Annotated in this window: 17 protein-coding genes and 1 pseudogene; 7 read left to right on the plus strand and 11 right to left on the minus strand. The window is 74.0% G+C overall.

Annotation, left to right across the window (positions count from 1 at the left end; translation table 11 throughout):
* Positions 1-135 precede the first annotated feature (135 nt).
* The gene (gene fxsA / locus JK359_RS34620) at positions 136-687 is read left to right on the plus strand and encodes an FxsA family membrane protein (protein ID WP_201843596.1); all 552 of its coding nucleotides are present in this window, start codon (positions 136-138) and stop codon (positions 685-687) included.
* 147 nt (positions 688-834) lie between these two features.
* Here the strand turns inward: fxsA and JK359_RS34625 are convergent, their stop codons facing one another.
* From JK359_RS34625 to yczE, 4 genes are all read right to left on the minus strand, one after another.
* Positions 835-1209, minus strand: coding sequence for an RNA polymerase-binding protein RbpA (locus JK359_RS34625; RefSeq protein WP_003977404.1), 375 nt, complete (start codon positions 1207-1209; stop codon positions 835-837).
* A gap of 266 nt (positions 1210-1475) precedes the next feature.
* A complete protein-coding gene (locus JK359_RS34630) occupies positions 1476-2822 on the minus strand; it encodes an MFS transporter (protein ID WP_201843597.1) in 1347 nt (448 codons plus the stop codon).
* Between the two features lie 53 nt (positions 2823-2875).
* The gene (locus JK359_RS34635) at positions 2876-3652 is read right to left on the minus strand and encodes a glycerophosphodiester phosphodiesterase family protein (protein WP_201843598.1); all 777 of its coding nucleotides are present in this window, start codon (positions 3650-3652) and stop codon (positions 2876-2878) included.
* The gene (gene yczE / locus JK359_RS34640; protein ID WP_201843642.1) at positions 3649-4272 is read right to left on the minus strand and encodes a membrane protein YczE; all 624 of its coding nucleotides are present in this window, start codon (positions 4270-4272) and stop codon (positions 3649-3651) included. Before yczE ends, JK359_RS34635 begins: the two co-directional genes overlap by 4 nt.
* 372 nt (positions 4273-4644) lie before the next feature.
* On the opposite strand from yczE, the gene JK359_RS34645 reads away from it, so the two are divergent.
* Positions 4645-6153 (plus strand): SCO1417 family PLP biosynthesis transcription factor, encoded by a 1509-nt coding sequence (locus tag JK359_RS34645; protein ID WP_201843599.1) that lies wholly within the window; start codon positions 4645-4647, stop codon positions 6151-6153.
* Positions 6154-6156: 3 nt separating this feature from the next.
* Here the strand turns inward: JK359_RS34645 and JK359_RS34650 are convergent, their stop codons facing one another.
* Together JK359_RS34650 and JK359_RS34655 are read right to left on the minus strand one after the other, a co-directional pair.
* Positions 6157-7767 carry an ATP-binding cassette domain-containing protein gene (locus tag JK359_RS34650; RefSeq protein WP_201843600.1) on the minus strand — a complete coding sequence of 537 codons (1611 nt, stop codon included), beginning with the start codon at positions 7765-7767 and terminating at the stop codon, positions 6157-6159.
* 40 nt (positions 7768-7807) lie between these two features.
* Positions 7808-8002, minus strand: coding sequence for a hypothetical protein (locus JK359_RS34655; RefSeq protein WP_031174416.1), 195 nt, complete (start codon positions 8000-8002; stop codon positions 7808-7810).
* Positions 8003-8324: 322 nt separating this feature from the next.
* On the opposite strand from JK359_RS34655, the gene JK359_RS34660 reads away from it, so the two are divergent.
* The 5 genes and pseudogenes from JK359_RS34660 to JK359_RS34680 form a co-directional block, all read left to right on the plus strand.
* The gene (locus JK359_RS34660) at positions 8325-8717 is read left to right on the plus strand and encodes an ankyrin repeat domain-containing protein (RefSeq protein ID WP_201825269.1); all 393 of its coding nucleotides are present in this window, start codon (positions 8325-8327) and stop codon (positions 8715-8717) included.
* A 300-nt stretch (positions 8718-9017) separates the two neighbouring features.
* Positions 9018-10436: a HEAT repeat domain-containing protein gene (locus tag JK359_RS34665; protein WP_201843601.1), complete on the plus strand. Its 1419-nt coding sequence runs from the start codon at positions 9018-9020 to the stop codon at positions 10434-10436.
* 201 nt (positions 10437-10637) lie between these two features.
* Positions 10638-11765 (plus strand): glycosyltransferase family 4 protein, encoded by a 1128-nt coding sequence (locus JK359_RS34670; protein WP_201843602.1) that lies wholly within the window; start codon positions 10638-10640, stop codon positions 11763-11765.
* Complete coding sequence (locus tag JK359_RS34675; protein ID WP_201843603.1) at positions 11762-12937, plus strand: glycosyltransferase; 1176 nt, start codon at positions 11762-11764, stop codon at positions 12935-12937. Before JK359_RS34670 ends, JK359_RS34675 begins: the two co-directional genes overlap by 4 nt.
* Positions 12934-13758: pseudogene (locus JK359_RS34680) on the plus strand (SGNH/GDSL hydrolase family protein); the annotation flags it as partial. The gene JK359_RS34675 and the pseudogene JK359_RS34680, both read left to right, overlap by 4 nt.
* Before the next feature lie 505 nt (positions 13759-14263).
* Here JK359_RS34680 and JK359_RS34685 read toward each other — a convergent pair.
* From JK359_RS34685 to JK359_RS34705, 5 genes are read right to left on the minus strand one after another with little or no spacing between them, the layout of a single operon-like run.
* The gene (locus tag JK359_RS34685) at positions 14264-15133 is read right to left on the minus strand and encodes a 5-oxoprolinase subunit C family protein (protein WP_201843604.1); all 870 of its coding nucleotides are present in this window, start codon (positions 15131-15133) and stop codon (positions 14264-14266) included.
* Complete coding sequence (locus JK359_RS34690) at positions 15130-15747, minus strand: 5-oxoprolinase subunit B family protein (RefSeq protein ID WP_201843605.1); 618 nt, start codon at positions 15745-15747, stop codon at positions 15130-15132. The genes JK359_RS34685 and JK359_RS34690 overlap by 4 nt, the downstream gene beginning before the upstream one ends.
* Positions 15744-16502 carry a LamB/YcsF family protein gene (locus tag JK359_RS34695; protein ID WP_201843606.1) on the minus strand — a complete coding sequence of 253 codons (759 nt, stop codon included), beginning with the start codon at positions 16500-16502 and terminating at the stop codon, positions 15744-15746. Before JK359_RS34695 ends, JK359_RS34690 begins: the two co-directional genes overlap by 4 nt.
* Before the next feature lie 59 nt (positions 16503-16561).
* Positions 16562-17392: a putative hydro-lyase gene (locus JK359_RS34700; protein WP_201843643.1), complete on the minus strand. Its 831-nt coding sequence runs from the start codon at positions 17390-17392 to the stop codon at positions 16562-16564.
* Between the two features lie 5 nt (positions 17393-17397).
* Positions 17398-18717 carry an MFS transporter gene (locus tag JK359_RS34705; RefSeq protein WP_201843607.1) on the minus strand — a complete coding sequence of 440 codons (1320 nt, stop codon included), beginning with the start codon at positions 18715-18717 and terminating at the stop codon, positions 17398-17400.
* Positions 18718-18815 lie beyond the last annotated feature (98 nt).

An 18815-nucleotide genomic window follows, 5' to 3' on the forward strand; every position in this document is an offset into this window, starting at 1 on the left:
TCCGCGGGCCGGTGCGAGCAGGGCCGAGGGTGTGGGACCGGACCTGTGCGGCGGTCGGCGGGCCTGGGTCCGGGCACGGTTTCGGCTGATCGGACGCTTATACCGTGCTGAGCCGCGCCCAGGCACACTGGGTGCATGACGACTGGCGCTCCGACCACCCCGTACACCACCCGGCCCCGTCGCTCCCGGCTGCGCAGGTATCTGCCGCTGGGCCTCGCCGCATGGCTGGTGCTGGAGATCTGGCTGCTGACCCTGGTCGCGGGCGCGGCAGGCGGCCTCACGGTGTTCCTGCTGCTCGTCGCGGGCGTCGTGGCCGGCTCCGTGGTCATCAAGCGGGCGGGCCGCCGCGCCTTCCAGAACCTCAACGAGGCACTGCAGCGGGGCGGATCACCCGCCCGCGGCGGCGGCAACGGCCTGACGATGCTCGGCGGCCTGCTGCTGATGCTCCCCGGCCTGCTCTCCGACGTGGCGGGCCTGCTCCTGCTGCTCCCGCCGGTCCAGAAGGCGCTGAGCCGCTTCACCGAGAACGCAGTGGAGAAGAGGCTGCGCACGGCGACGCCGGGCAGCCTCGGCGACGCCTTCCAGCAGGCCCGCATGCACCGGCCCGACGGCAAGGTGGTGCCGGGTGAGGTGATCAGGGAAGACCGCTCCGAACCGCGGGAGCAGTGGCCGCCACTGACGCGCTGAGCGCTGCTGAGGCGCTGAGCCGGCCGGTGCCGGGCAGACCTCCGGGCCGCGGCGGGGCAGACCGCGCGGTCGGACCACGGCATGAAAAACCGCGGGCGCCGTACGTCTTCACGTACGGCGCCCGCGATCGTCGGTGCTGTTTGCGCGTTACGCGCTCTTGCGGCTGTCCCGGGGGTGGACCGCGATGTTCATCGCCCCCGAGCGCAGAACCGCCAGACGCTCCTCGAGGACCTCTTCGAGTTCCTCACGGGTGCGCCGCTCCATCAGCATGTCCCAATGCGTACGCGCGGGCTTGGCCTTCTTCTCTTCAGGGCCGTCGCCGTCAACGAGGAGAGCCTGGGCCCCGCAGACCTTGCACTCCCACTCCGGCGGGATCTCCGCCTCGACCGAGAAGGGCATCTCAAAACGATGTCCCTTCTCACATGCGTACTCCACGGCCTGGCGCGGGGCCAGGTCGATACCGCGGTCCGTCTCGTAGCTGGTCACCACGAGGCGCGTACCGCGAAGAGCTCGCTCACTCATGAATCGTGCCTCCCGGGCTTGTCGCCCACAGGACAGGTGTCGCTGTCGTCGTCATCCGGTCAACGTCCGGTCGGCGGTAAAGATTCCCGTTCCGGGTCATGCGTCGCCGTCGTAGCCGCCCCTTGTTCTACCCACAGGCGCCCGGTTTGTCACATCTGCTAGCAGATGTCACCCAGCGTTTCGGCATCTTTGACGCGCAGTAACGGTACGCCTGGCAGGCCAAACGGTTACACTACCGCCCTTTCACGCCGAGTGCTAAATCGGCGCTAGATCTTTTCCGGAACCGCGTTGCCCGCTTCGCTGATCGCCCGCCGTACCGGCACCCGTGCGAGCAGCACGAAACCGAGGACGAAGAAGGCCACGAGCGAGATGATCGCGGAGCGGTAGCTTCCGGTCAGCTGGTAGGTCATGCCGAACAGCAGCGGCCCCAGCCAGCTCATCCCGCGGTCGCTCATCTCGTACGCCGAGAAGTACTCGGCCTCCTTGCCCGGCGGCACCAGGTGGGAGAACAGCGACCGGGACAGCGCCTGGCTGCCGCCGAGGACCAGGCCGATCCCCGAGGCCAGCACGAAGAACCACACCGGCGCCCGCGCCGGCAGGAAGTAGCCGGCCGTCAGGGTGACCGTCCACGCCACCAGTGAGCCGAGGATCGTCCGCTGCGCGCCGTACGTCCGCGCCAGCCGTCCCATCGCCAGCGCGCCCGCCACCGCCAGCACCTGCACCAGCAGTACGGCCACGATGAGCGTCGACTGCCCGAGCCCCAGTTCCTCGGAGCCGTAGACCGAGGCCTGGGAGATCACCGTCTGGATGCCGTCGTTGTAGATCAGGTACGCCAGCAGGAACGCCAGGGTCAGCGGGTGCCGGCGCATGTCCCGGACCGTCGCCGCGAGCTGCCGCAGCCCGGGTGCCGTCGCGCCCTCCACGCGCGCGTGCCGGTCCCGCAGGGTGCGCAGCGGTACCAGCGTGAAGGCGCCCCACCACAGGCCGGCCGAGGCCAGGCAGACGCGGACCGCGGCCGACTCGGACAGGCCGAAGGAGTCGTGCGCCGAGTACAGCACCAGGTTCACGACGAGCACCAGGGAACCGGCCGCGTAGCCGAAGGCCCAGCCACGGGAGGAGACGGCGTCGCGCTGCTCGGGCGGGGCGATCTGCGGCAGGTAGGAGTTGTAGAGCATCATCCCGACGGACTGCGCCGCATTGGCCACGACCAGCAGCAGCCCGCCGAGCAGATAGCGGTCGCCGTCCAGGAAGAACATCCCGGTGGTCGCCGCCGCACCGGTGTACGCCGCCGCGGCGAGCAGGGGCTTCTTGCGGCCCGTGCGGTCGGCCGCGCCGCCCACGAGCGGCATCACGACGACCGCCACGATCACCGACAGGGAGACCGAGTAGGCGAAGAACGAGCCCGCCCGGACCGGGACGCCGAGCGGATGCACATAGCCGTCGGCGTCCGCCGCCCGTTCGGCGACCGCGGTGAGGTACGGGCCCAGGAAGACGGTCAGGACGCTGGTCGAGTAGACCGAGCACGCCCAGTCGTAGAAGTACCAGCCGCGTTGCTCGCGCCTGAGACCGGCGGCCTCGTCCGCCGCCCGTGCACGCACGGTGTCGGTGCCCACCCGTGCCCTCGCTTCCCCGCTGAACTGCGAAGGTTCGGGTCGGACGGCCGGGCTCAGACCCAGACGCCGCGGTCCTCCATGACCTTGCGCAACGTGTCGATGTGATCGGTCATGATGCCATCAACCCCGAGGTCCAGGAGCCGGTGCATGCGCTCCGGTTCGTTGATCGTCCAGACGTGCACCTGCAGCCCGCGCGCGTGTGCGACCCGCACGAAGCGGTGGTCGACCACGGGCACGCCCGACTGGGCCTCGGGTACCTGTGCCGCCACGGCCGACCGGCGCACCGCGGCCGGCAGCCCCCAGGAACGCAGCCGCAGGTTCAGCACCCCGCGGGTGCCGAACGAGGTCGCAAGCCGCGGCCCGGCCAGCCGCTGGGCGCGCAGCACCCGCGCCTCGGAGAAGGAGCCCACACAGACCCGGTCCCAGGCGTCTCGGCGCTCGATCAGTGCCAGCAGGGGCCGCAGCGCGGGCTCCGCCTTGACGTCGACGTTCCAGCGCACCTCGGGGAAGGTGTCCAGCAACTCCTCGAACAGCGGCACCGGTTCGCGGCCGCCCACGCGCGCGTGGCTCACCTCCGCCCACGGCAGGTCGGCGATCCGGCCCGCCCCGTCGGTGACCCGGTCCAGGGTGGCGTCGTGGAAGGCGACCAGCAGGCCGTCCGCCGTCGCGTGCACGTCGGTCTCGATGTACCGGTAGCCCAGCTCCACCGCGCGCCGGAACTGCGCCACGGTGTTCTCCAGGCCGTCTGCCGCCCCGCCCCGGTGGGCGAAGGCGATCGGTCCGGGATGGTCCAGGTACGGGTGGCGTATGGGCGGTGTCGTGAGCGTCACCCGGGCAGTATCGCTCGCTCGGGTGTCGAGGTGGCAACGACCGTGCTGCCTGCCGATGCCGGCGCGACGGCGAAAACCCGCAGGAAGACCTGGGCCAGCGGGCCGATGGACACCGCGTACAGCACGGTGCCCACCCCTACGGTGCCGCCGAGGACGAACCCGGTGACCACGACCGCCACCTCGACCGCCGTCCGCATCAGCCGGATCGAGCGGCCGGTGCGCCGGTGCAGTCCCGTCATCAGCCCGTCGCGCGGGCCCGGCCCGAAGCGTGCCGTGATGTACAGACCCGTCGCCATGCCGTTCAGCACGATCCCGGCGAGCAGCAGCGGCACGCGTACGGCGAGGGAGTGCGCGTCCGGGAGGAGGGCGAGCGTGCCGTCCATGGCGAGGCCGACCACGAACACGTTGGAGACCGTGCCGAGCCCGGGGCGCTGGCGCAGCGGGATCCACAGGAGCAGCACCGCGGCGCCGACGACGATCGACACCACCCCGATGCTCAGCCCGGTCAGCTCCGCCAGCCCCTGGTGCAGCACGTTCCAGGGCTCCAGACCCAGCCCCGCCACCACGAGCAGCGCGGAACTCGCGCCGTAGAGGGCGAGTCCGGCGTAGAGCTGGATCAGCCGCCGTCCGGCACGACGGCGGGGGCCGGGCCCGGAGCCGTCGGAAGCCGGCCCGCTGACCCGCGCGTCACCGGAACCGGAGGCGCCGGCCCCGGAGCGGTCGCCGGTTCCGGGGCCGGTGGCCGCGGAACCGCGGGGGCCGGGTTCGGTGGCGGCGGGGCGGCGGGGACCGGGCTCGGTGGGAGCGGGGCTGCGGTGGCCGGGCTCCGTGGGCGCGGGGTCGCCGGGAGCGGACTCCTCGGTGGGAGCGGGGTCGCTGGCAAGGGACAAGGGATACCCCCCTGGGTGGTGACAGTGGCCTGGCGCATGACACTCTGTGGCTTGGGGTGGATCCCCATCCATGGCCAATTCGGGGAAGGTGGACTGATCGTCATGGCGCATTGGACCTCGGCGGTGGGAGCCGCGCAGCTCGGCCGGCTCCTGAACTCCCAGCAGGACCGTCCGGCCGGTCCCGGCAGCCGCCGTCCCCCCGCCTACCGCGCCCTCGCCGACGGCATCCGGCTGCTGGTGCTGGAAGGCCGGGTCCCGGTCGCCGCCCGCCTGCCCGCGGAGCGTGAGCTGGCCATGGCGCTCTCCGTGAGCCGTACGACGGTCGCGGCGGCGTACGAGGCGCTGCGCAGCGAGGGCTTCCTGGAGTCCCGGCGCGGAGCCGGCAGCTGGACCGCCGTACCGGCCGGCAACCCGATCCCCGCCCGCGGCCTCGAACCGCTGCCACCCGAGGCCCTCGGCTCGGTCATCGACCTGGGCTGCGCCTCCCTCCCGGCGCCCGAGCCGTGGCTCACCCGGGCCGTGCAGGGTGCCCTGGAGGAACTGCCGCCGTACGCCCACACGCACGGCGACTACCCGGCCGGACTGCCCGCCCTGCGCTCGATGATCGCCGAACGCTACACCGCGCGCGGGATCCCCACGATGCCGGAGCAGATCATGGTGACGACCGGTGCGATGGGAGCCATCGACGCGATCTGCCACCTGTTCGCGGGCCGGGGCGAGCGCATCGCCGTGGAGTCGCCGTCCTACGCCAACATCCTCCAGCTGATGCGGGAGGCGGGCGCCCGGCTCGTACCGGTCGCGATGGCCGAGGGGCTGTCCGGCTGGGACATGGACCGCTGGCGGCAGGTCCTGCGCGAGGCCGCGCCGCGCATCGCCTACGTGGTCGCCGACTTCCACAACCCCACCGGGGCGCTCGCCGACGAGGACCAGCGGCGCCGGCTGGTCGACGCGGCCCGCTCGGCCGGCACGGTGCTCGTGGCCGACGAGACGATGTCCGAACTCTGGCTCGAGGACGGCTTCCGGGACGGCGGCATGCCCCGCCCGGTGTGCGGGTTCGACCCGGCCGGCTCCACGGTGATCACGGTCGGCTCGGCGAGCAAGGCGTTCTGGGCGGGCATGCGCATCGGCTGGGTGCGGGCGGCGCCGGACGTCATCCGCAGCCTGGTCGCCGCGCGCGCGTACGCCGATCTGGGGACGCCGGTGCTGGAGCAGCTCGCGGTGAACTGGCTCTTCAGCACCGGGGGGTGGGAGCAGGCGGTCGAGTTGCGGCGGGCGCAGGCGCGGGAGAACCGTGACGCACTGGTGGCCGCGATCCGCCGGGAGCTGCCGGGCTGGGAGTTCGAGGTTCCGAGCGGCGGTCTGACCCTCTGGGTCCGTGCCGGTGGCCTCTCCGGCTCCCGCCTCGCGGAGGCGGGCGAACGAGCCGGCGTCCGGGTCCCGTCCGGCCCCCGCTTCGGTGTCGACGGCGCGTTCGAGGGCTACGTACGGCTGCCGTTCACCGTCGGGGGAGCGGTCGCGGACGAAGCGGCCGCCCGGCTCGCCGCCGCGGCCCGCCTGGTGGAATCGGGCGCGACGGGGGCGAGCGAGGCCCCGCGGACGTTCGTGGCGTAGCCGCTAGCTCTCGGCCGCCATCGCTTCTGCGATCGCCGGTGTCTTCTCCAGTGCCGGCTTCGCGAGATCCCCCGGCCCGGGCTCCGCGGCGGTGGCCCGCGCGGGCAGCAACTCCAGTACCGCCTGCCGGTCGGCGTCACTCGTGGCGTCGTCGTACGGATCCGGCGTACGCGGCACCTGGAGCCGGTGCACCGGGCCGGAGCCCAGCCGGGCGTACCCCCGCCCGGGCGGCACGTGCGCCGGCGTGGTCGTGTGCGGCGGCACCCCGAGAACCGCCTCCACCTGCCGTGACGTCGCGGCACCTAGCACGACACGCGCGCGCGTGTGCTGTCGTACCCCGTCGCTCAACGCCTCCGCGCCGTCGAACTGCTCGGCCACGACCACGGTCACGTTCGCCGCCCTGCCGTGCCGCAGCGGCACCTGGAGCAGGGTCTGCGGCTCCTTGCGGCCCTCCGTCGTGGCGAGGTGCGTGAAGACGGTCGGACGGTCCAGCAGCAGCCACAGCGGGCGCCGGGTGTCCTCCGGCGGCGGGTCGCCCGCCTGCCGGGCCAGATTGATCGCGATGAGCCGGCGCTCGGTCTCCTGCGCCGCCCACTCCAGGCTGGCCAGTGCCCCGGGGAGGGCGCATTCCACGCCCAGGACGCCGTTCCGGCCGGTCAGGCAGGCGTACTCGCCGGTGCCGCCGCCGTCGACGATCAGCACGTCACCGTACTGCAGGGCCTGCAGGGCGATGGAACGCAGCAGGGTGGACGTGCCGCTGCCGGGGTGGCCCATGGCCAGCAGGTGCGGCTCGGTGGAGCGGATGCCGGTGCGCCACACGACCGGCGGGACGTCGATCTCCTCCTCCCCGTAGGACAGGGGGAGCGTGCGCTGGACCTCGCTCGGGTCGGTGAAGCCGAGGACGGTCTCGCCGGGCGCGGTGACGAAGTGCTGGGCCGGGATGTCGGCGGGCAGCGGGGCGAGGGCGGTGACGGCGAGCTGGTTGCCCGCCTCGTCCCACGAGAAGTGGTACTCGCGGCCCCGCCCGGCCTTCGCGGTGAGCAGCTGCTCGATCCGTGCGCGGGCCGGGGCTTCGCCGTCCGGGAAGTACGCCGGGTAGCGGATCACAAGGTGTCCGACGCGCCCGGCGTCGTCGAACTCGGGCGCGGAGAAGACCTTCTCCCAGTCCCCGCCGTGCGCGTACAGCGGCGCGGGGTCCTCGGCGCCGGTGAAGTACGGCACCAGGGCCTCGTACAGCGACTGCAGCCGCTCCTTCTGGGTCTCGTCGGGCCCTTCGGGCTCCGCGGGGGTGCGGTCGCGGCCCTGCCAGGCCGCGGCCGCCATCACGGTGATGACGGCGAGCAGCGGCCCGTACGGCACCAGGGCCACGACCAGGAACAGGGAGGCCACCAGGAACAGCAGTGGCCCCCGCTTGTCCTTGGGCGTGTCCGCCCACTTGCGCCGCCCGGCGGAGCCCAGCCGGCGCAACCCGCGCGTGACGGTGATCAGGGGGTGCAGGACGTCGGTGGCGCTGTCGGCCGCCGTCCGGGCCAGCTCCCTGCTCCGGGCGATCTGCGTCCGGGCGATCTGGGCGCTGTCCTTGCTCAGGATGCGGGGGAGAGGGCGCCGGGCCACTGCTGTCTCCTGATCGTGCGTGCGGGCGGGGCTGGCGGGATCAGAACTTGAGACCGCCGAGGAGGCTGGCGAGACTCTCGCCGCCGGCCTTGATGCTCGGTGCGATGGCCGTGCTCGACAGGTAGAAGCCGAACAGCGCCGAGACCGTCGCGTGCGAGCCCTTCAGTCCGTCCTTGCGGAAGAAGAGAAAGACGACGACGCCGAGCAGGAACACGCCAGACAGGGAGAGGATCATTTCGGGCCTCCTGGTGTCGAAGGTGGGGGACAGTCACCATGAGTTCTTCCAGGATCACAGGATGTATCCATACTATTAAAGGTGCAACTGGGTGGAATCCGGTAGATTTCCCCCAGTCGGCGGAGTGTCTTCCGGCGCCGCTGACCAGGCGGAACGGCTGGGACCGGGCCGTTGGTGATCTTTACCTCGGGCACATCGGGTCATGTGCCGCAGGAGCCAGTACGCTGGCGATTCACTCGTACGGCTGCGTTCCCTGCGCTGCCGTACGCTCGCTCAGTCCCCGAAGCAGTCCCCGAACGCGCATGGAGAGGCGGTCCGGCCGATGAGTGAAGCCCCCGACCCCGAGGTCGTGGAGCTGGCGACCAAGATCTTCGATCTGGCCCGGCAGGGGCAGACCGAGGCGCTCGTGGCGTACGTCGACGCGGGTGTTCCGGCCAACCTCACCAACGACCGCGGCGACTCCCTGGTGATGCTCGCCGCCTACCACGGTCACGCCGACGCGGTCCGTGCGCTGCTCGCCCGCGGCGCGGCGGCGGACCAGATCAACGACCGGGGCCAGACCCCGCTCGCCGGTGCCGTCTTCAAGGGTGAGACGGACGTCATCAAGGCCCTCCTGGAGGGCGGAGCCGATCCTTCCGCGGGCACGCCCTCGGCCGTGGACACGGCCCGGATGTTCGCCAAGACGGAACTTCTGGAACTGTTCGGCGCACACTGAGCCAAGTGTCCTGACCAGGTACGAAACAGAAAACGGGGGAGGCGGTAAAGGGCCGCCGGAAATACGGTCGCGGCAGCTCACACCGCGGGTCATCATGACGACGTGATTCACGGACGCGATGGCTGGGCAGGTGTTGCCGCACCGCGCGGGCCGTGATGCGGTCCGCATGGGCCACCGACGAGAGGCAGAGAGAGATGGTCTACAGCAAGCAAGAGACGGCGGGCGCTCCGACGTTGTGTCACGCGGCCAGGTAGTGCGTGTTCCCCGGTTGCGTCGACGCTTGATGTGAGGCTGTTTCCCATGTTCGATCCGGTCATAGCGCCCAGCGGTACGCTGCTCGGGCTGCTCCAGCGCGGCCGTGGTGACGGCACGCTGCACGCGCTCACGGCCCCGCGCGCCGAAGCGCTCGCGGCCCTGAACCACTGTGTGCTGCGCGACCCCCGCCACGACTGGCAGGTGGAGAACCGCTCCCTGTACTACGCCCGCCTCTACCTCGATCTGAACGGCGAGCTGGACGCCGTCCAGGCGCACCTGTTCGGTCCCGAGGACGTCCTCGACACCGACGAGTCCCGCACCGGCCTCGCCCTGGCCGTGCTCGGGCACCTCGCCTCGTACGGCAGGCGGGACGCCCTCGAACTGTTGCGCAGGTACGCCGCCCACGGTTCCAACTGGGCGTGGGCCCTGGACGAGCTGGCCCTGCGGGACGACGACGCGGGGCTGCGCGCCCTCGCCGCCCCCGTCCTGGCCCGCTTCGGCACCGATCCCGAGGGCGAGGCCGAGCTGGCCGCCGCCGTACGCGACGCCTTCGAGCCACGGCCCTGGCGGCTGTGGGCCGACGATCCGCGGGAATCGATCGGTACGCGCGTGCGTGCCGCCCAGGAAACCGGCTGTTTCGACCGCTGGCAGCGGCAGATGCGGCCCACCGGCCCGCGCCCCGGCTGGAGCGTGCGCGCCGTCTTCGAGTGGGCCCAGCAGGGCCTGGAGCGCGGCGCTGCCCTCCACGTGCCCGCCGCCCGGTGCCTGGTGGCCGTGGCCGGCCCCGAGGACCGGCCCGAGATCCTGCGGGCCGCCAGGGACGGCGACGACGGAGCCCGCTGCACCGCACTGCGCTACCTCGCAGACAGCAACGACCCCGACGCCCTCGGCCTGATCGAGGCCGCGGTCGTCGACGGTACCGCTGTCGTCGTGGAGGCCGCCGTCGACGCCTTCGAACGGATGCGCAGCGTCGCCGCAGTCGACCGCGCGCGCGGCTGGGCCCAGCGCCCCGACGCGCTCGGTGCCGCCGCCGGCCGCATGCTCGCCTGCCGCGGCGGCGCACAGGACCGCGACCTGGTCCTCGGTGCCCTCCGCGAGGCGGTGCGCGGCGAAGGCCCGGACGCACCCACCCTGTGGACCCTCGTCGACGGTGCCGGACGCCTCGGCATCACCTGCGCCGCGCCCGTCCTGCGCCACGTCTACCGCGAGACGGCCTCCTCCCACCTCCGCGGTCGCGCCGCCCGCGCCCTGACCGCCACCGATCCCTCCTTCGCCACCGGCTTCGCCGTCGAGTGCCTGTGGGACTGCGAGGAGACCACCCGCGAACTCGCCGCCCGGCACGCCGAGACAGGTGACGCCCGCGTCGTGGAGCGGCTGCGCCGCCTGGCCGCGGACCCCGCCGAGGAAGCCGAGGTGCAGACGGCGGTGCGCAGCCGGATCGGACCCGACGCGGCCCTCGGCTGAGCCCCGCCCGGACCGGCCCGTACCGCGCCTCCCGCCCGGGCGGACGACCGCCCGCCGGGTGAACACCGGGTGGCCCGCAGGTCAGGCGGCCATGACGGCCGTCTGACCTGCTCGGGTGTGCAGTCCAACGCTCATGGGACGTTCCCCGCCCGGAAAGATCGAAGTCGACGCGGGCACTTCCGGCGCGGCGACAACACCCGTATGCGTGTCGTCATCGTGACCGAATCCTTTCCCCCCGATGTGAACGGCGTGGCCCACTGCGCGCTTCAGACCGCCCGGCACCTCGTAGATCGCGGTCACCACCCGCTCGTCGTCGCCCCCGCCCCCGCCCCCGGCAGCGGCCCGGACACGGACGCCCCGTGCCCGGTCGTCCGGATCCCCTCCCTCCCGCTCCCCGGCTATCCCCAGGTCCGGGTCGCCCTGCCCAGCCGGCGGCTCGCCGCGGCCTTCGTCGCGCACCGCCCCGACGTGGTCCACCTGGCCAGTCCCTTCGTCATCGGCGTCCGCGGCATGGCCGCCGCCGCCCGGCTCGGCATCCCGGCCGTCGCCGTCTACCAGACCGACCTGGCCGGCTACGCCCGCACCTACATGGGCGCCGGAGAGGCCGCCGCCTGGCGCAGGATCCGCTCCGTGCACGCCGCCGCCGACCGCACCCTGGCCCCCTCCAGCGCCGCGCAGTCCGATCTGGAGGCGCACGGCGTACCGCGGGTACGGCTGTGGCCGCGCGGCGTGGACACCGTACGTTTCCGGCCACAGCACCGGGACGAGGCGCTGCGCCGCGAACTCGCCCCGAACGGGGAGCTGATCGTCGGCTACGTCGGCCGGCTCGCCCCCGAGAAACACGTCGAACTCCTCGCCGGGGTCTGCGGACTCCCCGGCGTACGGGTGGTGATCGTCGGCGACGGCCCCAGCCGGCCCCAGCTGACCGAGGCCCTGCCCGGCGCCGTCTTCCTCGGCCGCCGCACCGGGGACGAACTCGCCCGGATCTTCGCCTCACTGGACCTCTTCGCGCACACCGGCCCCTTCGAGACGTTCTGCCAGACCGTCCAGGAGGCCATGGCCAGCGGTGTCCCCGTCGTCGCGCCCGCCGCCGGCGGCCCCCTCGACCTGGTCGCCCAGGGCCGCACCGGCCTGCTCGTCCCGCCGCGCGACGCCGACGCCGTGCGCGAGGCGGTCCGCGCGCTGGCCGCAGACCCCGCACGGCGCGCCGCGTTCGGCACCGCCGCCCGGGCGATGGTCGAGGGCCGGACCTGGGCCGCCGTCGGCGACCAGCTGATCGCCCACTACGACGCGGTACTCGCGGCCCGCACGCCGGCGGTGGCGGCATGACCGGCCCGTCCCTGCGCATAGTCCGCCTCGCCAACTTCGTCGCCCCCGCCTCCGGCGGCCTGCGCACCGCCCTGCGGGAACTCGGCAAGGGCTTCCGCGCGGCGGGCCACGAGCCGGTCCTGATCATCCCCGGCGACCGGCACACCGACCGCGAGACCGAACAGGGCCGGGTCATCACCCTGCCCGGCCCGCTGCTGCCCGGCACGGGCGGCTACCGCGTCCTCACCGACAAGCGGCGCGTGGCCGCCCTCCTGGAGGAACTGGCCCCGGACCGCCTGGAGGTCTCCGACCGGACCACCCTGCGCTGGACCGGCCGCTGGGCCCGTCGCGCGCGCGTGCCCGCCGTCATGGTCTCCCACGAGACCGCCGACGGCGTGCTGCGCACCTGGGGCCTGCCCGAGCACCTCGCCCGGCGCGCCGCCGACAGCCTCAACACCCGGACCGCACACGTCTACTCGCGGGTGGTGTGCACCACCGAGTTCGCCGAGCGCGAGTTCGTCCGCATCGGCGCCCGCAACGTCGTACGCGCCCCCCTCGGCGTCGACCTGACGGAACGCCACCCCGGCCTCCGTGACCCCGGGCTGCGCACGCTCCACGCGCGCGGGGACGAGGCGCTCCTCGTGATGGCCTCCCGGCTGTCCGTGGAGAAGCGCCCCGGCACGGCTCTGGACGCCCTGGAGGCGCTGTTGCGGCGCGGCCGGCGGGCGGTGCTCGTGGTGGCCGGGGACGGGCCGCTGCGGGCCCGGCTGGAGCAGCGCGCCCGGGACCGCGGGCTGCCGGCGGCCTTCCTCGGGCACGTCGCCGACCGCGCCGCCCTCGGTGCGCTCCAGGCGTCCGCCGACGTCTGCCTCGCGCCCGGGCCCGCCGAGACCTTCGGCCTGGCCGCGCTGGAGGCCATGGCGTGCGGCACGCCCGTCGTGGCCAGCGCGTCGTCCGCGCTGCCCGAGGTCATCGGGTCCGCCGGAGCCGCCGCGGCCGGCAACGGAGAGGCGTTCGCGGACGCCGTGGAACTGCTCCTGGAGCGCCGCGAGCCCGAGCGGCGGGACGCGGCACGCGCGCGTGCGGAGTGCTTCGGCTGGGGAGCGGCCGTGGAGGCCTTCCTCGCGGCCCACGACGCGGAGGTCCTGCGCCCCGCCGGATCCCGTCCCACCGTGCCGGAGGGCGTGGCATGAGATCCGTCCGCTTCGTCGCCCTCGGGGACTCGCTGACCGAGGGAGTGGGCGACCCGGTCGGCACCGGGTGGCGGGGCTGGGCCGCCCTGCTGGCGCCCTCGCTCGCCGAGAACAGCGACCACGTGCGGTTCACCAACCTCGCGGTCAGCGGGGCACAGACCCGGGACGTGCTGGAACGGCAGACTCCGGCCGCCCTGGAGCTGCGCCCCGACCTGGTGTCCGTGGTCATCGGCGTCAACGACACGCTGCGGCACACCTTCGACATCCACGCCGTGGCCGCCCATCTCGACCAGGTGTACGCGGTCTTCGCCGGCCAGGGCGCCACCCTGCTCACCGCCTGCCTGCCCGACCCCGGCGCGATGCTCCGGCTCCCGGACGCCCTGGCCCGCCCGCTGGCCCGCCGGCAGCGGGCGGTCAACACGGTCGTCCACGCCCTGTCCGACCGGTACGGCGCCGTCCACCTGCACGCGGCGGACGGATCCTGGGTCAGTGACCGGAGCCTGTGGAGCGCGGACCGGCTGCACCCGGGCGAGCGCGGCCACCGCCGGCTCGCCCTGCACTACCACGCCCTGCTCGCCGAGGCCGGTCGTGCGAGCGGCGAACCGCCGTCCCCCGAGCCGGAGTTCCCCGCGCCGACCAGGACGGCCAGCCTGTGGTGGCTCGCCACGGCCGGGACCGGCTGGGTGATCCGGCGGTGCAACGACCTGCTGCCGCAGTTGCTGCGCCTCGCGGCCGACGAACTCCGCCACCGAGCCCGGGGCACCGGCGACCGCCTGGACCTGCGCGCGGCGACGGCCGCCTCGGCGGCCCTGGCGGCCCTGCCGCAGAAGACCGGCACCGACCGCGGCGCCGACGCCGACGCCGACGCCGACGCCAGCGTCTACGCCGACGCCAGCGTAAGCGTCGACACCAGCGCTAACGCCACCTACGCCGGCACCTCTGCCGACGCCGGCACCTCTGGGGACACCTGCGCCGACGCCGGCTTCCGGCAGCGCCGTGCGGGACAGGCCGCGGCCCTGCCGGTCGGCGCTGCGGAGACGGTTCCGGCTCAGGCGCCAGTTGCGGCCCCCGCTTCGGGTCCGGTTCCGGTCGCGTGGGGCGGGATCGACACCGCGGCGGGCGGAGCCGACGGCGCCGTCGGCGTGGTTCCGGTGCCGCGAGGGCGTGCCGACAGGGGGGCGGCTGGGTCCGAGGGCGCCGTCCAGGCCGTTCCCGTCCGGCGCGGTCGTCGCGGCGAGGGCGCGGATGTGCCCGAGGGCGCCGTGGAGGCCGTGCCGGCGTCATAGGGCCGGGCCGAGTGGACGGCCGGTGGGGCGCCGTCGGGGCTCAGCGGCGCCGCACCGGCACGAAACGGAGCGGGGTGCCCGGCAGTGCCTGCGCGGCGGCCGGCAGATCGGCGGAGCGGACCACCGCGATCACCGGGTAGCCCCCGGTGGTCGGATGGTCCGCCAGGAAGACCACCGGGCGCCCGTCCGGCGGGACCTGGACCGCGCCGAGGACCATGCCCTCGCTGGGGAGTTCACCGGTCCGGGCCCGCTCCAGCGCGGGCCCCTCGGTGCGCAGGCCGATCCGGTTGCTCGCCGCCGAGACCCGGTACGCCCGTGTGCCGAGGTCCCGTACCGCCTGTGCCGTGAACCAGTCCGCGCGCGGGCCCGGTGTCACCCGGAGCACGAGTTCGGCCGGCGGACGGGGCTGCGGTGTGCCGTCCACGCGCGCGGGAGGGCCGGCCGGGGCGCCCAGCGGCAGCACCGTGCCGTCCGTGAGGGGGGCCGGGCCCAGTCCGGACAGCAGGTCGGTGGCGCGACTGCCGAGGACGGGCTCCACCGCGATGCCGCCGGAGACGGCCACGTAGCTGCGCACACCGGCCGTGGCCGCGCCCACCTCCAGCAGCTCACCGGCGGGAACCACGACCGGGGCGCCCCACGCGGCCGGGCGGCCGCCCACCCGTACCGGGCAGGGCGCGCCACCGACCGCGACGGTCACCGCGGACCGGGGACGGACCGCACAGCCGTCGAGGGTGGTCTCCAGGACGGCCGCGCCCGGTGGATTGCCGACGAGCCGGTTCACCAGCGCGGCCGCGGGCGGGTCCAGCACCCCGGAACGGGGGACGCCCAGATGCGCGTGCCCCGGCCGCCCGAGGTCCTGCACGGTCGTCAGCGCCCCGGCGCGCACCACGACGAACGCACGGTCGGTCATGCGTCCTCCGCCGGTACGAAACGCACGCGCGTTCCCGGTGCCAGCAGTGCGGCCGGTACGCGCGCGTGGTCCCACAGGACGGCGTCCGTCGTGCCGATCAGCTGCCAGCCACCCGGTGAGGAGCGCGGGTACACGCCCGTGTACGGCCCGGCCAGCGCGACCGCCCCGGCCGGGACCGCCGTGCGGGGCGTGGCGCGGCGCGGGACGTGGTAGCGGGCCGGCAGGCCGGTGAGGTAGCCGAAGCCGGGGGCGAATCCGCAGAAGGCCACGGTGAACTCGGTGCCCGCGTGGATGCGGGCCGCCTCCCGCTCGGTCACCCGCCAGTGCGCGGCGACTTCCGCGAGGTCCGGGCCGTCGTAGCGCACGGGCAGCTCGATCAGCTCGCGCGCGCGTGCCGGTGTCCCGGGTACGCCGGAGGACGCCAGTTCGGCCGTCCAGCGGTCCCGGTCGTCGAGCCCGTCGAGCAGGACCGTACGGGCGGCGGGGACGATCTCACGGGCGCGGAGCGTGCCCTCCGCGCGGCGCCGCAGCAACTCGGCGTGCAGCGCCTGCGCCTCCTCCCCGGAGGCCACCTCGACCAGCAGGGCGTCGTCGCCGACGGGAAGCGTCCTCACGCGAAGGCCTCCACCCGTACGTCCGCCGCCAGCAGCCGTTCGCGTACCCGGCGGGCCAGGTCCACCGCGCCGGGCGTGTCGCCGTGCAGGCACAGCGACCGGGCGCGCACCAGGATTTGCGCGCCGGAGTGCGCCGTGACCGCTCCGGAGCGGGCGAGACTCACCGAGCGTTCCACCACGGTGTCCGGGTCGGTCACCACCGCGCCTTCCCGGCCGCGCGGCACCAGCGTGCCGTCGTCGGTGTACGCCCGGTCCGCGAAGGCCTCCGTGACGGCCGGCAGGCCCGCCTCCGCGGCCAGCTCCAGCAGTCGCGAACCGGGCAGGCCCAGCAACGGCAGCGAGGCGTCCGCCAGGCACACGCCCTCGATGACCGCGCGCGCCTGCTCCTCGTCGTGCACGACCTGGTTGTACAGCGCGCCGTGCGGCTTGACGTACGCCACGCGCGCGCCCGCCGCCCGCGCGAACACCTCCAGGGCGCCGATCTGGTAGGCCACTTCGGCCGCCAGTTCGGCGGGCGGCACGTCCATCGCGCGCCGCCCGAACCCGGCGAGGTCCCGGTAGGAGACCTGCGCGCCGATCGTCACCCCGCGCGCGGCCGCCAGTTCGCACACCCGGCGCATGGTGGCCGCGTCCCCGGCGTGGAAGCCGCAGGCCACGTTGGCGCTGGTGACGACGGACAGCAACTGCTCGTCCTCGGTCAGCCGCCAGCGGCCGAAGCCCTCGCCGAGGTCGGCGTTGAGATCGATCGCGGTCATGGTGTTCTCGTTCTCCGTTCCGTGTCCCCGGTTCTCGCGGGGACCGTCGGCCGGCGGTCTCAGTCGATGCCGACCAGCCGGTACTGCTCGTCGCGGGCGTCGGTCAGGAACATCTGGCCCGGCGCGTGGGTGATCGCGAACGGCGGCCGGGACGCCATCACGGCCGCCTGCGGGGTCACTCCGCAGGCCCAGAACACGGGGATGTCCCCGTCGTCCGCGGCCACCGGGTCGCCGAAGTCCGGCCGGGCGAGGTCCTCGATGCCGAGGGCCGTGGGGTCCCCGCAGTGCACCGGACCGCCGTGCACGGCAGGCAGCAGGCTGCTCTCGCGGATCGCGGCACCCAGACGCTCGGGCGGCACCGGACGCATGGACACCACCATGGGCCCGCGCAGCCGGCCCGCCGCACGGCAGTCCCGGCCGGTGACGTACATCGGCACGTTGCGGCCCTGCTCGACGTGGCGGATCGGCACGCCCGCGCGGGCCAGCGCCCACTCGAACGTGAAGCTGCACCCGAGCAGGAACGACACCAGGTCGTCCCGCCAGTACGCGCGCGCGTCCGTGGGCTCGTCCACCAGCTCGCCGTCCTGCCACACCCGGTAGCGCGGCAGGTCGGTGCGCAGATCGGCGCCCTCGGCGAGAACGGTCGCCGGGGAGCCGGCGTCCGTGACGTCGAGCACGGGACACGGCTTGGGATTGCGCTGGCAGAACAGCAGCATGTCGTAGGCCCAGTCGGCGGGCACCGCGATCAGATTGGCCTGCGTGTGGCCCGCCGCGACCCCGGCCGTGGGGCCGGTCAGGCCTTCGCGGAAGCGGGCCCGTGCGGTTTGCGGGCTCCACGCGTGCGCGTGCTCGTCGGCCGCGGTGACGGGACGGTCCCGGGTGCGGTTCACCTGCGTCACGCCAGCTCCTTCCCGCGGGTCTCCGGCAGCCCCAGCAGGGCCAGCGCCGCGAGGCCGTAGCCGACCGCGCCGAAGACCAGCGCGCCGCCCACGCCCCAGCTGCCGGCGAGGAAGCCCACCAGGGTCGGGAACACCGCGCCCACCGCGCGGCCCGTGTTGTACGTGAAGCCCTGCCCGGTGCCGCGCACCGCCGTCGGGTACAGCTCGCTCAGGTAGGAGCCGAAGCCGCTGAAGATGGCCGACATGCAGAAGCCGAGCGGGAATCCGAGCACCAGCAGCAGGGTGTCGGCGCCGTGCGGGATGTTCGCGTAGGCCAGGATGCACAGCGCCGACAGCAGCGCGAACAGCCAGATGTTCTTCCGCCGGCCGATCAGGTCCGTGAGGTGGCCGCCGGTCAGGTAGCCGAGGAACGCGCCGGAGATCAGGAAGGTCAGGTAGCCGCCGGTGCCGACGACCGACAGGCCGCGCTCGGTCTTCAGGTACGTCGGCACCCAGGTCGCCAGCGTGTAGTAGCCGCCCTGCACACCGGTCGACAGCAGGCTCGCGAAGACCGTGGTGCGCAGCAGGCCCGGGCGGCCCTCCCGGCCCGGCCGGAAGATCGCCGCGAACGAGCCGCGGCCCGGGTCCTGTTCGCGGGCCGCCGCCGCCCGGGGGGCGTCGTGCACCCGGCGGCGCAGCCACACCACCAGCAGCGCGGGCAGGGCACCCGTCCAGAACATCACCCGCCACGCCATGTCGTCGCCGACGAAGGAGAAGACCAGCGTGTAGACGACGGCCGCCAGCGCCCAGCCGACCGCCCAGGAACTCTGGATCGCACCGAGCGTACGGCCCCGGTGGCGTGCGCTCGCGTACTCGGCGACCAGGATCGCCCCGACCGCCCACTCGCCGCCGAAGCCGAGGCCCTGCAGGGCGCGGAAGACCAGCAGCGTCTCGTAGGTGGGCGCGAAGCCGCAGGCGACGGTGAAGACCGCGTACGTGAGCACGGTGATCATCAGGGCCCTGACCCGGCCCACGCGGTCCGCGATCACGCCCGCCGCGGCGCCGCCGACCGCCGAGACCACCAGCGTGACCGTCGTGAACAGGCCGGTCTGACCGCTGCTCAGGCCGAAGTACGCGGAGAGCGCCACCATGCTCAGCGGCAGAGTGAAGTAGTCGTACGAATCCAGGGCATATCCACCGAAAGCACCGGCGAAGGCGCGACGGCCGCGCGGGCCGAGGGCGTGCAGCCAGCCGAACGCACCGTCCTCGGCGGGGCGTTCACCCGCGCCCGGCGGGGAGCCGGGGTCGAGGGCTCGGGGCGGAGGGGTTGTGCTCATGGGCACCTCGCAGAGGGGGACGGAGGGTGCTGGGAAGTGAGCCGTGCGGAGCACCGTAGAGGATCGTTGAACGATCCTTCAATACCTATGTTGTTTCG

The organism is Streptomyces actinomycinicus (assembly GCF_016741775.1).
Classification (GTDB): Bacteria; Actinomycetota; Actinomycetes; order Streptomycetales; family Streptomycetaceae; genus Streptomyces; species Streptomyces actinomycinicus.

What these genes read in the sequence shown, in the direction of transcription:
- fxsA (WP_201843596.1), top strand. Translation starts at nt 136, where the DNA reads ATGACGACTGGCGCTCCGACCACCCCGTACACCACCCGGCCCCGTCGC.
- JK359_RS34625 (WP_003977404.1), bottom strand. Translation starts at nt 1,209, where the DNA reads ATGAGTGAGCGAGCTCTTCGCGGTACGCGCCTCGTGGTGACCAGCTAC.
- JK359_RS34645 (WP_201843599.1), top strand. Translation starts at nt 4,645, where the DNA reads ATGGCGCATTGGACCTCGGCGGTGGGAGCCGCGCAGCTCGGCCGGCTC.
- JK359_RS34655 (WP_031174416.1), bottom strand. Translation starts at nt 8,002, where the DNA reads ATGATCCTCTCCCTGTCTGGCGTGTTCCTGCTCGGCGTCGTCGTCTTT.
- JK359_RS34660 (WP_201825269.1), top strand. Translation starts at nt 8,325, where the DNA reads ATGAGTGAAGCCCCCGACCCCGAGGTCGTGGAGCTGGCGACCAAGATC.
- JK359_RS34665 (WP_201843601.1), top strand. Translation starts at nt 9,018, where the DNA reads ATGTTCGATCCGGTCATAGCGCCCAGCGGTACGCTGCTCGGGCTGCTC.
- JK359_RS34670 (WP_201843602.1), top strand. Translation starts at nt 10,638, where the DNA reads ATGCGTGTCGTCATCGTGACCGAATCCTTTCCCCCCGATGTGAACGGC.
- JK359_RS34675 (WP_201843603.1), top strand. Translation starts at nt 11,762, where the DNA reads ATGACCGGCCCGTCCCTGCGCATAGTCCGCCTCGCCAACTTCGTCGCC.
- JK359_RS34685 (WP_201843604.1), bottom strand. Translation starts at nt 15,133, where the DNA reads ATGACCGACCGTGCGTTCGTCGTGGTGCGCGCCGGGGCGCTGACGACC.
- JK359_RS34695 (WP_201843606.1), bottom strand. Translation starts at nt 16,502, where the DNA reads ATGACCGCGATCGATCTCAACGCCGACCTCGGCGAGGGCTTCGGCCGC.
- JK359_RS34705 (WP_201843607.1), bottom strand. Translation starts at nt 18,717, where the DNA reads ATGAGCACAACCCCTCCGCCCCGAGCCCTCGACCCCGGCTCCCCGCCG.